Here is a 13,859-nt window from a genome sequence, read left to right as displayed (position 1 = left end):
TCAGCCCTTCAACATTTGCATGGCAGCCGCCAGATCAATCGCCCCATCATAAAGCGCCCGGCCCGAGATCGCGCCCTCGATCACGCCTGTATCACGCAGTGCTGCCAGATCATCGAGCGAGGACACCCCACCGGAGGCAATCACCGGGATCGACACGGCCCGCGCCAGATCGGCGGTGGCGCTGACATTCGGCCCGCCCATCGCGCCATCACGATTGATGTCGGTATAGATGATCGCCGCCACGCCTGCGTCTTCAAAGGATTTGGCAAGGTCAGTGGCCATAACATCGGTCTCTGTCGCCCAACCTTTGGTCGCAACACGCCCGTTTCGCGCGTCAATCCCAACGGCCACATGACCGGGGAAAGCGGCGGCAGCCTCACGCACCAGATCGGGGTTTTCCACGGCCACGGTGCCAAGGATCACCCGCGCCAGACCTTTATCGAGCCAGCTCTCAATGGTCGCCATATCGCGAATGCCGCCGCCCAATTGTGCCGGCACCTTGCAGGCCTTCAGGATCGCCTCAACCGGGGCTGCATTCACCGGTGTCCCGGCAAAGGCGCCATTGAGATCAACCAAATGCAGCCACTCGCAGCCCGCGTCTACGAAGCTAAGTGCCTGTGCTGCGGGATCGTCGTTAAAGACGGTGGCACGGTCCATGTCACCATGCACAAGGCGCACAGCCTGACCGTCTTTGAGATCGATGGCGGGGTAGAGGATCATGGCCGGGCCCTTGTTTTGAACATTGGTTTCCTTTTGCACGTCATTACGGATTTTGCAACGCGACCCAAGGTCAATCTTGCCCGAAACAAAGTGATGGATAACAGTAAAGCCAGATCGGGAGGAGAGATCATGAAACAGTTTATTGCAGCGGGCCTTTTGGGCCTTGGCCTAACCGGTGCCGCCTATGCGGCAGGCCCCGCAGTCGGGACTTGGCAGACCCAAGTAGATGACGGCGCCTATGCCCATGTAAAAATGGCCCCCTGTGGCGGCGCGGTCTGCGGTACCATCGCACGTACCTTCAACGACAGCGGCGAATACAAGTCGCCCAACATCGGCAAAACGCTGGTGATCGACATGAAGCCTGAAGGCGGCGGCAAATATGCAGGCAAAGTTTGGCGCCCGTCGAATGGCAAAATCTACATCGGCAAGATGGACGTTGCAGGCGATTCCCTTAAGCTTTCAGGCTGCATTGCAGGCGGGCTGATCTGTTCCAAGCAGACTTGGGCGCGCATCAAGTAACTCTTGCTAAAAGTAAAAGAGATAAAATGGCGCGGAGAGAGATCATCGCGCCATTTTTGCGTTGCCTATGGATGAAGCGCGACGCAGCGGTATTTGTAAAAGGATGAAGATGGGGGGCTTTTCCCTTCATCCTTTCTTAAATACCGTCCGACGGCGCAGCAGGCGCGGCGGTTGTTAGGGGGCCCAAGTCAGAAAGTTCGAGATCAGCCGCAGGCCGGTAGTCTGGCTTTTCTCTGGATGAAACTGCATTCCCAACATCGTATCACGGCCGATGATCGCTGTGACATCACCGCCATAGTTGACGTGCGCAAGCCGTTCGGCCGGATCTGCCACGGCCATATGATAGCTGTGAACGAAATAAGTATGATCGCCGGTCTTTAGCCCGTCAAAAACGGCGTGGTCATGGTCGATCACCAGGTCGTTCCAGCCCATATGTGGCACTTTAAGCTTGGAGTCAGCAGGGGTGATTTTAGTCACCTCTCCTCCGATCCAGCCCAAGCCGGGTGTGTCTTTGTACTCGCGGCCCAAGCTTGCCATCAGCTGCATGCCCACGCAGATGCCAAGGAAGGGGCGGCCTTTTTCTTCGACCGCTTCGACCATCGCATCATAGAGGCCGCCAGCGCCCTTAAGGGCTGCCATACAGGCAGGGAACGCGCCATCGCCGGGCAGCACCAAACGGTCGGCGCGGGCCACAACATCGGCATCTGCCGTAACCGTGACCTCACCTGCGTTATTTTCACGCGCCATGCGTTCAAAGGCTTTGTGCGCCGAGTGCAGGTTGCCGGACTCGTAGTCGATAATTGCTGTCAGCATCTGATCACAATGCGCCTTTGGTGGAGGGGATGGCGTCTGCTTTGCGGGGGTCGGTCTCGACCGCTTCGCGCAGGGCGCGGGCGACGGATTTAAAGGCCGCCTCGGCGATGTGGTGGCTGTTGAAACCGTGGAGTGCATCGACGTGCAGCGTAATGCCGCCGTGGGTGCTGAGCGCTTGGAAGAACTCGCGTACCAGTTCGGTGTCGAAGGTGCCTATGCTGCTGGTTGGGAAATCAACATTCCAGATCAGGAAGGGGCGCGCCGATAGGTCGAGCGCGCAGCGGATCTGCGCGTCGTCCATGGCCAGCAGGCAAGACCCATAGCGGCGGATGCCGCGTTTGTCGCCGAGCGCTTGGGTCAGCGCTTGGCCCAACGTGATGCCCACATCTTCGACCGTGTGGTGATCATCGATGTGCAGATCGCCCTTGGCGCGTACCTTGATGTCAATCAGCGAGTGGCGCGACAATTGGTCAAGCATATGGTCAAAAAAGCCCACGCCGGTTTCATTGTCATAGGTACCAGTGCCGTCGAGATTGATCTCGACCGTGATGTCAGTCTCGGCGGTGGTGCGGGTCAGGGTGCTGCGACGCATGGGGCATCTCCGAAAAGCAATTGCAGCGCTCTTATAGCAGGGCATGCCGCCACGCCAAGCCCAAGCGGTGCCTTGCCTTTCCCTTGTGCCCGCGCGATCGGGGATTGCGGGGGCAGGGCCCATATGTCAGCTTGAACCAAATCCCAGAAAGAGGCGCGCCATGACCACCTGCGTATTCATCCAGATCCGCTGCCGACCGGGCACGACCTATCGGGTGGCCGAGGAGATTGCCCTGCGCGAAATCCATTCCGAGCTCTATTCGACCTCCGGCGAATATGATCTGCTGATGAAGCTTTATATCCCCAAGGGAGAGGATGTGGGCGTTTATATCAACGACAACCTGTTGGACATTGAGGGGATTGAGCGTTCCCTGACGACGATGACCTTCAAGGTATTTTAAGGTGTGGCGCGTTATCTCTTTACTGCCCGTATCGGTCTGCGCCCTTTCAACCGTTGCGCTTTTAAGCACGCCGAGTGTCGCGACGGCCGCGCCGCATATTTATGAGGGGCGTGAGGCCGCAGCGCTGCGCTGTGCTAACACCCTGGCGCTGACCGCTGTGGCATTATCGGCGGCTGAGATGATTGGAGAGGGAGAGAAAAACGTGATGTTAGGCATCACCGTTCGCATCCTTGATCGCCACGTTGATGGCACGTGGGCGCAGAAGCGCGCGGCGATGGAGATAATGCGCGACCGGCGCAGCGTGCCGGATACGCTTGAGGATTATCGCCGCATTGCTGAGCGGTGTTTGGTGCAATTCCCTATCAATTGAACTGCGTAGAATAGGCTGGAATGGGTAAACCCGCCTGACGGCGGGTTTTTTAGTATGCGATCTGTGAAAAGAGCTAGTGCGCCGCAGATACGGAGGGTTTTTGGGAGGGCGAGCTGTCTAGTTTGACCTTTTGGCGCGTCGTGACCCTGCGGATGGCACGGTCAAATGTCTTTCTTACCCGCTGGGTGCGGCTGGCGTTAGGCTGAATCGGGCCGCCCACGGAAAGCATGACCGACATTGGGCTGTTATCATCGTGGCGCAGGTCCATAGCGTCCAGCTCGCCTTGGACCAAAATCTCGATCTCGGGCCATGCGGGCAGGCTGTCGCCTGTCACGATGCAAAGAAGCGTGCCGGACCCATTATGTGTCATCAGCAATTGCGGGCAATCGACCACTCGGGCAACCGCCTCGGCGGATGCGGCAATGGCGCGGGCGAATTCGCGGGTATTGCACGTCGCGAAAAGCTCGTCGATATGTTCGATCTTGGTTGCAAAAACTTGGCACATATCAATGTGTTGTCGTGAGAGTTGCGACAGGTAATTGCCTAGTGAGAAAGGCAGCACCAACTGCTCGACCCTGCCGATATGCACCGGGTCAGTTAGTTCAAATTCATGGGTGCCGGGCTCGCCTCCCGTCGGTAATTGATGAGGGTCGAGACGCGGCGCGCGTTGCGTGTTTTCAAGCATTCGTTCAGCGATATGCACACGGGTTGCGATGTCTTTCACGTCAAAAGGCTTGGTCACATAGTCATTGGCACCCGCGGCAAAGGCACGCTCAATCGCGGTTGCATCAGAACGCGAGGTCACCATCAGGATCGGCGTGTCTTGATAGGCATCCAAGGCGCGTATGTGGCGGCACAGTGTGATGCCGTCCATCTCGGGCATCTCAATGTCCAAGAGCAGGCAGTCAAATTGCTCTTTGGTCGTTGCAAGTAATTCCAAAGCAGCAGCACCGGAATCAGCAAGCGTTAAGTGTGGATAGTCAGCCTCGCGGAATACGACGGGCAGCAACTCGCGAATAAATGGGTCATCGTCAACGGCAAGGATTTTCATTTTTGGCACCTCTTTCGTGGGGCAGACGGGCAGTCCGGATGTCTTCACACTCTGTTTACATTTAGTCGCATAAACCCGGCGAAATTGTGACGCTGCTGCACCAATAGCTTGTGGCGTGACCAAATTCATTAACCATATTTTGACGTTTTGCGAAACCACTGAATCCCTAGGAGAGAATAGACCAACAGCCCGTCTTTCCCGCATTACGAGTGCCAATTCGGCGCGTATTTGGAGAAATTGCAGGTCGAGGGGGGCGTTAATAGATGTCACAAATGGGCAAGAGAGTGCAGTTTTTATGCTCTTTTGAGACGAACGCGAGGCGAAGCGCGGATGGGCAATATGAAATCGAACCCATTTCGAAAGTGGCCGCCCACGATCTGTTGACGGACGTGGCGCTGTGCGTTCAATTGAGATGAGAAACGCCAGAATGGACCGATTGATGCCGATGCCTGACGATATTTTAGCCGAGTTTCTCTTGCCCACGCAGGAGCTTAGAGACGATCTGCCCTTCTTTACCAAAGTCTTAGGTATGCGGCTTGAAAGCATTTTTCCGGCGGATGACCCTTCGGTAGCCAGCTTCTCAGGCCACGGTGTCCGGGTGAGGATTGAGCGGGGTGCCACCGTGGCACCGGGGCATTTGCGTATTTTAACCGACGATCCTGACAGCTTTGCCCAAGGTCAGCGCCGGTTGACTGCCCCCAATGGCACAACAGTTGAAGTTTTGCCGCGCTCTCCGCAGGTGGAACAGCCAGAAACTCGGCATGAATTCGCCGTCAGACGGCTCGCGGATGAGGCGCCTTGGGTGATCGGCCGCGCGGGCATGCACTACCGCGATTTGATTCCGTCGCGCTTGGGCGGGTCAATCATCGCCAGCCATATCCGCATCCCCGATGGCGGACCGGTGCCGGATATGGTCCATTATCATACGGTCGGTTTTCAGCTGATCTTTTGTTATCGCGGCTGGGTCGATGTGCTTTACGAGGATCAAGGTGATGTGATCCGGCTGCATGCGGGCGATTGCGTGACGCAACCACCCGGGATCCGGCACCGGGTGGTCGAAGCCTCGCCTTCCATTGAGGTGATCGAGATCGGAGTTCCCGCCGAACATGTGACGACCATCGACCATGAGATGACCCTGCCGAACGGCAAAGGTAATCCGACACGCGAGTGGGACGGGCAGACCTTTGTGCATCACATTAGGGATCAAGCCACCTGGCAGCCTTTTCGCATTCCAGGATTTGCTGCGCGGGATACGGGAATAACCAAGGGGACAAAAGGCGTGGCGGGCATTCAGGTGGCGCGGTTTGACGGGGGCACACCACCCCCCAGCAAGCATGACGCGGACATCCATTTCACCTTTGTCATGGAAGGCAGCATGCTGCTGAGCGCTGAGGGGCAGGAGAGCCGTAGGCTGCATGCAGGTGACGCTTTTGTCATTCCGCCGGGCATCGTGGCGCAGTATTCGGAATGCTCGCCCGACCTCGAACTGCTCGAAGCCGGGCTGCGCGGTGATTTTATGACCACGCTTTTAGGCTAGTTGCGCCGCGACTTCGGCCTGCACCTTTTCGGCAGCGACCTCTTTCACCGGGCCGTAGCCGCGGATCTCCATCGGTGCGCTCAGCACTTCAAGCGCCGCATCATGGGGCAGGGCGGGCGCCTTTGCCATGACACCCTCAAACCAGTCGATCAGCGCCACTTCAAGCTTGCGGTCGGCGCCATAGGCGAAGGGGTCGGCCCATGTGCCGCGCAACGGTTTCATCGCTGCCAGCAGGTCAAAGGCACGCCCCATCCAAGGTCCGAACTTGCGCTTATTGGGGCGGCCACGACCGTCTTTTCCAGTCGGCCATGCCGGCGGGGCGAGGTGGTAATGCACCTTGTAATCGCCTTCAAAGCTGTCGGCGATCCGCTCTTCAAATCCGCTTTGACGGTGCAGGCGGGCGACTTCGTATTCATCCTTATAGGCCATAAGTTTGAACAGCGATTTCGCCGCTGCGCGCATCAGCTCGTCTGAGCCTTCCGGCAGTTTCGACGCCAGCGCATCAAGGTGCGATTTGTAGCGCTGGGCATAGGCGGCGTTCTGGTAGTCGGTCAAGAATTCCATCCGACGTGCGATCAGCGCTTCTGCCGTTTCATCGGGCTTGGGGGCGGGGGCAAAATGCGCCTCGATCGCCTCAGGGTTGCCCGCCATGACGCGGCCAAAACCAAAGGCCGCGCGGTTTTTGTCAGGCACGACGCCGTTCAACTCAATCGCCTGTTCAAGGGCCGTAAGCGAGACGGGAACCAGCCCCTTTTGCCACGCAAACCCCAGCATCATCACGTTGGCAAAAACCGCATCGCCCATCAACACTTCTGCCATCCGATTGGCGTCAAAGGCGCTAAGGTTTTCGACGCCCACCGCCTGCGCGATGACCGCTTCACGGTCGTCGATGCGCAGATCGGCATCGCGGTTCAGCACCAGATCTCCGGTGGGCATTTCGGCACGGTTCAGCACGATCCGCGTGCCGCGGCGATAATGGGCCGAAGCTTTGGGGGCCGAACTTACGACCATATCGCAGCCGATCACCGCATCGGCGGCGGCTTGGTCGATGCGCACCTGATGCACCTCTTCGGGCCGCTGGGCGATGCGGACATAGCCCAGCACCGTGCCGAACTTTTGCGCAAATCCGGTGAAATCGAGCACGCTGGAGCCCAAACCTTCGAGGTGGGCGGCCATGGTGATAAGCGCGCCCACGGTCACCACGCCGGTGCCGCCAACGCCGGTCACCAGCAGATTGAAAGGCTGGTCGAGTTTCGGCAGCACGGGCATCGGCAGTTGTGCGGCCAGCCCAGCCACATCCAGCCCCGCGCCTGATCGTTTGCGGCGGCTGCCACCTTCAACCGTCACGAAGGACGGGCAGAAACCGTTCAGGCAAGAGTAATCTTTGTTGCAGGTCGATTGGTTGATTTGCCGTTTCGTGCCGAATTCGGTCTTCTTGGGCTCAACGCTCAAACAGTTGGATTCTAACGAACAATCACCACACCCTTCGCAGACCAGATCGTTGATCATGACGAATTTCTTGGGGTCCTCCATCTGCCCGCGCTTACGCTTGCGGCGTTTTTCGGTGGCGCAGGTTTGCTCATAGATCAGCACGGTGACGCCCGGAATTTCGCGCAACTCGCGCTGTACGCGGTCCAGATCGCGGCGGTGGTCAAAGCTGGTCTCGGCAGGGAAATCGGACTTGGGCAACAACTCGGGCCGGTCTGACACGAGTGCGATGCGCGCGACGCCTTCGGCCCGGCAGGCCTGTGCGATGGCTGCGACCGACACCGGGCCATCAACCGGTTGCCCGCCGGTCATCGCTACGGCGTCGTTATAGAGGATTTTATAGGTGATATTGGTCTTGGCTGCGACCGCTTGGCGGATCGCGAGAGAGCCGGAGTGATACCACGTGCCTTCGCCCAAGTTCTGGAAAACATGCTTGCCCCCGTTGAACATTGAGGTCGCGATCCACGGCACGCCTTCGCCGCCCATCTGCGCGAAGCCCGCCGTGTCGCGGTCCATCCATGACGCCATGACGTGGCAGCCGATACCGGAGTTGGCTTTGGACCCTTCGGGCAGCTTGGTTGAGGAGTTATGCGGGCAGCCTGAACAGAAATAGGGGGTGCGGTTGGCACCAGGCACGTTCAGTAGAACGGGCGGCTGATCGGTCAGCGCGCGGGCCTTTTCAACGAGGTTCTCGTCCGGGAAGAAGGCATGCAGCCGGGCCGCGATGATCGGCACCAGTTTCAGCGGCGACAGCTCACCCGTCCACGGCACCAGCTCTTCGAGGTTTTCGTCATGTTTGCCCACCATCCGCGCAGGTTTGGAGCCGGGCCAGTCGTAAAACGCCTCTTTGAACTGGCTTTCGATAATGCCGCGTTTCTCTTCGATAACAAGCACTTCGCGCTTGCCCTTCACAAAGTCGAGCGCGTCGTCCAGCGCCAGTGGCCAGACCATGCCGACCTTATAGATGTCGATGCCAAGCGCACGGCATTTGACCTCATCCAAGCCCAAAAGCCGCAGCGCCTCCATCGTGTCAAGGTGGCCTTTGCCGGTGGTGACGATGCCAAAATTGGCATCCGGCGTGTCATAGATATGGCGGTCAATCGGGTTGGCGCGGAGGAAGGCTTGAACAGCCTCCAGCTTGTGATGGATGCGCGTCTCAATCTCGGCAGAGGGGAGATCACCCAAGCGCACGTGTAATCCACCCGCAGGGGCAGTGTAGTCGGGCTGGTTAAACACCCTGTCTGGGGTCAGATCGACCGACGCGCCGCTTTCAACGGTTTCCGAGATCGCCTTGAACCCGACCCATGTGCCTGAAAACCGCGACAGCGCGATGCCGTATTCACCAAAGGCCTGATATTCGGCCACCGACGCCGGGTTCAGCGTTGGCATGAACCACGACATAAAGGCCACGTCGGACTGATGCGGCATCGAGGACGACACACAGCCGTGGTCATCGCCAGCCACCACCAGCACGCCGCCCTTGGGTGCCGAGCCATAGGCGTTGCCATGTTTCAGCGCGTCGCCCGAGCGGTCGACCCCCGGTCCTTTACCGTACCACATGGAAAAGACGCCCTCGACCTCCGCATGAGGGTCAAGATGCGCCTGCTGCGCGCCGAGCACGGCGGTGGCGCCCAAATCTTCGTTGACGGCGGGCAAGAATTTAACGCCTGCATCGGCCACGCGGGACTTGATGCGCCAATATTCAAGGTCGAGCCCACCCAGCGGTGAACCGCGATATCCCGAGACGAAACCCGCTGTTTTGAGCCCTGCATCGCGGTCGCGGCGGGCTTGATCAAGCATGATCCGCACCAGTGCCTGCGTCCCGGTCAGAAAGACACGGCCTTCGGTCAGATCATAGCGGTCGTCGAGTTTATAAGTGGTAAATTCGCGCGGTTGTTCAGTCATTGGGGTGCTCCTCAAGAGGTAGTATAGCGCGGTTCTGATGGATTTTCGTGCCAGATTTACTAGCTTTCAGGCAGAATCGTGGATAAACTGACCCCGAATATCTTCCAAAGCGAAAGATTTACTCGATGAGTGAGATGGATGCGACAGACCGCCAGTTGGTGACCTTACTCCAGCAGGATTCGCGTCTGCCGAATGCGCAACTGGCCGAAAAGCTGAACATCTCTGCCTCTGCCTGCTGGCGGCGGGTCAAGGCGTTGGAGCACACGGGGGTCATCAAGCGTTATGCCGCCATCGTCGAACCAAAGGCGATGGGGCTGGGGTTTGAGGCGATGGTGCATGTGCATCTGACCCGGCACGATGCCTCAGCGCTGGCCAGTTTCATCAGTGCGATCCAGTCCCGCAAAGAAGTGACGGAATGTTTCGCCACCACCGGTCAGGCCGACTATCATCTGCGTGTTCTTTGCCGGGATATCGAGGCTTATAACGCTTTTCTCGAAAGCTTTCTGTTCCTTCACCCGGCGGTGAACTCTGCCACGACAAATGTGATCCTGCGACAGATCAAAGCCAATGCGCCGATTACTGGGTGAGGCGGCATTGGTTCCGCCCGCCGCGTATCGCCAGTCGACGCGCAGCGGATCGTGACCTGCACCGCTTTCAGAAATGGACATTTGATGCGGGCGTGCTCCATATAGCACCAAGTGCTTAACCTCGAAGGAGAGACCCATGATGAGAACCCGTGCCGCCGTCGCTGTCGAAGCTGGCAAACCGCTTGAAATCATGGAGGTGAACCTCGAAGGGCCGAAGCGCGGCGAGGTCTTGGTCGAGATCAAGGCGACCGGCCTGTGCCATACCGATGAATTCACCCGCTCTGGCGACGATCCAGAAGGCATCTTCCCCGCGATCCTCGGCCATGAAGGCGCAGGCGTTGTGCTGGAAGTCGGCGAGGGCGTCACCACGCTGGAGCCGGGCGACCATGTGATCCCGCTTTACACACCCGAGTGCCGCGAATGCGAATACTGCCTGTCAGGCAAAACCAACCTGTGCCAAAAAATCCGCGTGACCCAAGGCCAAGGTCTGCTGCCCGACGGCACAACGCGGTTTTCGATGCTCGATGGCACCCCGATCCACCACTATATGGGCTGCTCGACCTTCGCCAATCACACCGTGGTGCCCGAGATCGCGCTGGCCAAAGTGCGCAAAGACGCGCCGTTCGATAAAATTTGCTACATCGGTTGTGGCGTCACCACGGGCATCGGCGCGGTTATCAACACTGCCAAAGTCGAGATCGGCGCGCGCTGCGTGGTCTTCGGGCTGGGCGGTATCGGGTTGAACGTGATCCAAGGCCTGCGAATGGCGGGTGCAGATCAGATCGTGGGCGTGGATCTGAACGACGACAAGGAAGAGGTCGGGCGCTATTTCGGGATGACCGATTTTGTGAACCCCAAGAGCGTTGAGGGCGATCTCGTGGCGCATTTGGTCGAAGTGACCAAAGGCGGCGCGGATTATTCCTTTGACGCGACCGGCAACACCAAGGTCATGCGCGACGCGCTGGAATGTGCCCATAAGGGCTGGGGTGAGAGCATCATCATCGGCGTGGCACCTGCGGGGGCCGAGATTTCGACGCGGCCTTTCCAACTGGTGACCGGTCGCGTTTGGCGTGGGACCGCCTTTGGTGGGGCCAAGGGGCGGACGGACGTGCCAAAGATCGTTGATTGGTACATGAACGGCAAGATCGAGATCGACCCGATGATCACCCACAAGCTGACGCTGGATCAGATCAACGAAGGCTTTGAGTTGATGCACAAAGGTGAATCGATCCGGGCTGTTGTCGAATTCTAAACGATGGGCTGGAGGGCCATCCGCTCTCCAGCCTAAACTTCTGCCGCAAGGGAGAGGAACAGGTCGACATCCATATAGGCCTCGACATGATCGGCCAGCGCGTCGAGCGCATCATCTACGCCGCTCTCAAAATCCAGCGATGAGGTGACGCCGAAATTGCCGAGATAGGCCCGGCGAAAGGCGTCTGAGCTGAAAATTCCATGCATATAGCAGCCCTGCACGCGGCCAGAGGGTGAAGCCGCGCCTTCGAGTGTGCCGTCGAAGGTGAGCCAAGCGCGGGCACAATCGGGGCCGGTGGTTTCTCCGATGTGAATTTCATAGCCCGTGAGATCGGTGCCACTGGCGGGGTGCTGGCCGGACTTTTCCGACAAATGTTTCAGCGGTGCCATCGTCGTCTCGACATCCAGATGCCCCAACCCCACGACCTGCGCCGCCGGGCCTTCGATGCCGTGCGGATCGGTGATCGTCTTGCCCAGCATTTGATATCCCCCACAAAGCCCCAGCACATGGCCGCCCCGGCGAATATGCGCGGCGAGGTCGATGTCCCACCCTTCGGCGCGGAAGGCTTCGAGATCGGAGATCGTGGATTTCGACCCAACCATCAGTACCAGGTCGGCGTCGGCGGGCAGGGGGGTGCCGGGCATGATCATGCGCAGATCGACGCCCGGTTCGGCAGCCAGCGGGTCAAGATCATCGAAGTTGGCGATGCGCGGCGGGCGAGGCACGGCGATGACACAGCCCGATCCACCGGAACGGGCGCGGGCGGGCAGGTCCATCACATCTTCGGCGGGCAGACGGTGGGCGGCGTCGAACCATGGGATCACCCCAAGGCTCGGCCAGCCTGTGCGCGCGGCGATGTCATCGCGGCCTGCGTCGAAAAGGCTGCGGTCACCCCGGAACTTGTTAACGGCAAAGCCACGGATCAGCGCGTTGTCTTCCTGATCAAGCACCGCTTGTGTCCCGACGATCTGCGCGATGACACCGCCGCGGTCGATGTCGCCCATCAGCACCACCGACACACCAGCGGCGCGGGCAAAGCCCATGTTGGCAATATCGCCTGCGCGCAGGTTGGTCTCTGCCGGAGAGCCTGCGCCTTCAATAACGATCAAATCGCAATTTTCGGCCAAACGGTGAAAGGATTGCAGCACGGCGGGCATCAGGCTGGCTTTGTTACGGCCAAACTCACGCGCCTCTTGTTGGCCCGCGATCTGGCCTTGCACCACGACCTGCGCACCGGTGGCGCTTTGGGGCTTCAACAGCACCGGATTCATATCCGTATGCGGTGCCACGCCAGCGGCACGCGCCTGCAACGCCTGCGCGCGGCCAATCTCGCCCCCGTCTTCGGTGACGGCGGCATTGTTAGACATGTTCTGCGGCTTGAACGGGCGCACGCGCAGCCCGCGACGGGCGCAGGCACGGATCAATCCGGCAACGATCATCGACTTGCCGACATTGCTGCCGGTGCCCTGAATCATGATGGCTTTGGTCATGTCATTCTGCCCCTATTTCGCGCAAACTGGCGCAAAACGAGCGAAGGGGAAAGAGCCGCGATGAACACGCCTGCACATTTGCTTTTGGGCGCTGCCGTGATGGGGCGGGAAGGGGCCAAGCCGTTAATCTGGGCGGCACTTGCCGGGGCGTTGCTGCCCGATCTGTCGCTCTATCTTTTGGCGGGCTTTGCGCTCTATGTCCAAGGTCTGCCGGGGAGCGTGGTCTTTGGGGTGCTTTACTATTCCGACCTGTGGCAGACGGTCTTTTGGGTCGATAACTCCTTTCTCGTCTGGGGCGCGCTTTTGGCGCTGGCGGCGTGGCGGCAAGCGGGCTGGGCCGTGGCGCTGACCGGGGCGGCGTTGCTGCACCTTCTGTTCGACCTGCCGCTGCATCACGATGACGGGCGGGCGCATTTTTGGCCGCTCACGGGTTGGATATTTGAAAGCCCCGTCAGCTATTGGGATGTGCGCCACGGCGCGGGCTGGGTCGCCCCGATCGAGGCGCTGGTTAGCACATTCGCTGCAATCACGCTGTGGTGGCGCAGACCGGGGTGGATCCTGTCAGGCGTGACACTGGCGCTGTTGCTGGCCGAAGGGCTGGCCCGGCGCAATTGGATCTTCTTTTTCGGCGCGGGCTAGCAGCCCCCAAACAGCAGACACAAAAAAACGCAGCCCGAAGGCTGCGTCAATTGCTCCGCTTGGCGGATATTCTTAGGCGGCTTCGGCCTGAAGCGCGGCATTGCGGCGCTCAGATTCTTCGCGCGACAGAGCGACGGATGTCCGCACACCTTTGCCAACGAATTCCATCAGGCCTTCGACAACCCGCTCATTGGGGTCGATCCCGGCGCAGCTCAGCACTTCGCGGCCATCGCGCGAACGGGCCCAGCGGGCGATCTGTTCTGGGCCGTTGCCATATTTCTTGTCGTCGGCAATTGCGTCATCCAAAGCAGCAAGCACCACAGCAGCAAAGAGCTTGCGTGCGCGGTTGCCTTGCTCGTTGTTGAAAGCGGTGCCATCAACGAAATCTTTCATCTCGTCGTCCTTTCGATTATTCTTGCTCTTGTCATTCGGGCGTGGAGGTCCTTATGACGGATATCCTTTGATTCGGATACCTCTATTTAGCATACCTCCCATG

14 protein-coding genes are annotated in these 13,859 nt (G+C 59.2%); 7 read left to right on the top strand and 7 right to left on the bottom strand.

Translation table 11 applies throughout. The features are described from left to right. Window positions 1–720 carry a 1-(5-phosphoribosyl)-5-[(5-phosphoribosylamino)methylideneamino]imidazole-4-carboxamide isomerase gene (hisA, locus tag DSM14862_RS11110; protein WP_007120507.1) on the bottom strand — a complete coding sequence of 240 codons (720 nt, stop codon included), beginning with the start codon at window positions 718–720 and terminating at the stop codon, window positions 1–3. Between the two features lie 129 nt (window positions 721–849). Between hisA and DSM14862_RS11105 the strand changes: the two genes are divergently transcribed. Then, a complete protein-coding gene (locus tag DSM14862_RS11105; protein ID WP_040701575.1) occupies window positions 850–1,239 on the top strand; it encodes a DUF2147 domain-containing protein in 390 nt (129 codons plus the stop codon). A 174-nt stretch (window positions 1,240–1,413) separates the two neighbouring features. On the opposite strand, the gene hisH is transcribed toward DSM14862_RS11105, so the two are convergent. Together hisH and hisB are read right to left on the bottom strand one after the other, a co-directional pair. Beyond that, a complete protein-coding gene (gene hisH / locus DSM14862_RS11100) occupies window positions 1,414–2,052 on the bottom strand; it encodes an imidazole glycerol phosphate synthase subunit HisH (protein WP_007120505.1) in 639 nt (212 codons plus the stop codon). Between the two features lie 4 nt (window positions 2,053–2,056). Further along, entirely contained in the window at window positions 2,057–2,644 is a 588-nt protein-coding gene (gene hisB, locus DSM14862_RS11095; RefSeq protein WP_007120504.1) for an imidazoleglycerol-phosphate dehydratase HisB, read from the bottom strand. A gap of 160 nt (window positions 2,645–2,804) precedes the next feature. Here hisB and DSM14862_RS11090 point away from each other — a divergent pair, with 160 nt between their 5' ends. Both DSM14862_RS11090 and DSM14862_RS11085 read left to right on the top strand, forming a co-directional pair. Continuing rightward, window positions 2,805–3,044, top strand: coding sequence for an Lrp/AsnC family transcriptional regulator (locus DSM14862_RS11090; RefSeq protein WP_007120503.1), 240 nt, complete (start codon window positions 2,805–2,807; stop codon window positions 3,042–3,044). 1 nt (window position 3,045) lies between these two features. Then, on the top strand, window positions 3,046–3,414 hold the full coding sequence (locus DSM14862_RS11085; protein ID WP_007120502.1) for a hypothetical protein: 369 nt from the start codon (window positions 3,046–3,048) through the stop codon (window positions 3,412–3,414). Window positions 3,415–3,487: 73 nt separating this feature from the next. On the opposite strand, the gene DSM14862_RS11080 is transcribed toward DSM14862_RS11085, so the two are convergent. Next, the gene (locus DSM14862_RS11080; protein ID WP_007120501.1) at window positions 3,488–4,465 is read right to left on the bottom strand and encodes a response regulator; all 978 of its coding nucleotides are present in this window, start codon (window positions 4,463–4,465) and stop codon (window positions 3,488–3,490) included. A 445-nt stretch (window positions 4,466–4,910) separates the two neighbouring features. On the opposite strand from DSM14862_RS11080, the gene DSM14862_RS11075 reads away from it, so the two are divergent. Next, entirely contained in the window at window positions 4,911–6,002 is a 1,092-nt protein-coding gene (locus tag DSM14862_RS11075; RefSeq protein ID WP_040701569.1) for a cupin domain-containing protein, read from the top strand. Here the strand turns inward: DSM14862_RS11075 and DSM14862_RS11070 are convergent. Further along, window positions 5,994–9,395, bottom strand: coding sequence for an indolepyruvate ferredoxin oxidoreductase family protein (locus tag DSM14862_RS11070; RefSeq protein ID WP_007120499.1), 3,402 nt, complete (start codon window positions 9,393–9,395; stop codon window positions 5,994–5,996). The two genes, DSM14862_RS11075 and DSM14862_RS11070, sit on opposite strands and share 9 nt — an antisense overlap. A gap of 125 nt (window positions 9,396–9,520) precedes the next feature. Between DSM14862_RS11070 and DSM14862_RS11065 the strand changes: the two genes are divergently transcribed. Beyond that, on the top strand, window positions 9,521–9,982 hold the full coding sequence (locus DSM14862_RS11065; protein WP_007120498.1) for an Lrp/AsnC family transcriptional regulator: 462 nt from the start codon (window positions 9,521–9,523) through the stop codon (window positions 9,980–9,982). 139 nt (window positions 9,983–10,121) lie between these two features. Further along, a complete protein-coding gene (locus DSM14862_RS11060; RefSeq protein WP_007120497.1) occupies window positions 10,122–11,234 on the top strand; it encodes an S-(hydroxymethyl)glutathione dehydrogenase/class III alcohol dehydrogenase in 1,113 nt (370 codons plus the stop codon). A gap of 32 nt (window positions 11,235–11,266) precedes the next feature. Here DSM14862_RS11060 and DSM14862_RS11055 read toward each other — a convergent pair whose 3' ends face one another. Beyond that, window positions 11,267–12,724, bottom strand: coding sequence for a cobyric acid synthase (locus tag DSM14862_RS11055; RefSeq protein ID WP_007120496.1), 1,458 nt, complete (start codon window positions 12,722–12,724; stop codon window positions 11,267–11,269). Window positions 12,725–12,784: 60 nt separating this feature from the next. Between DSM14862_RS11055 and DSM14862_RS11050 the strand changes: the two genes are divergently transcribed. After that, a complete protein-coding gene (locus DSM14862_RS11050; protein WP_007120495.1) occupies window positions 12,785–13,363 on the top strand; it encodes a hypothetical protein in 579 nt (192 codons plus the stop codon). A 72-nt stretch (window positions 13,364–13,435) separates the two neighbouring features. Here DSM14862_RS11050 and DSM14862_RS11045 read toward each other — a convergent pair whose 3' ends face one another. Next, window positions 13,436–13,756 carry a DUF6280 family protein gene (locus tag DSM14862_RS11045; protein ID WP_007120494.1) on the bottom strand — a complete coding sequence of 107 codons (321 nt, stop codon included), beginning with the start codon at window positions 13,754–13,756 and terminating at the stop codon, window positions 13,436–13,438. Between the last annotated feature and the right edge of the window lie 103 nt (window positions 13,757–13,859).

The sequence above is a fragment of the Sulfitobacter indolifex genome (genome assembly GCF_022788655.1).
GTDB classification, from domain to species: Bacteria; Pseudomonadota; Alphaproteobacteria; order Rhodobacterales; family Rhodobacteraceae; genus Sulfitobacter; species Sulfitobacter indolifex.
The sequence above is the reverse complement of the archived record's forward strand: the minus strand, read 5'-3'. Positions and strand labels throughout refer to the sequence as shown.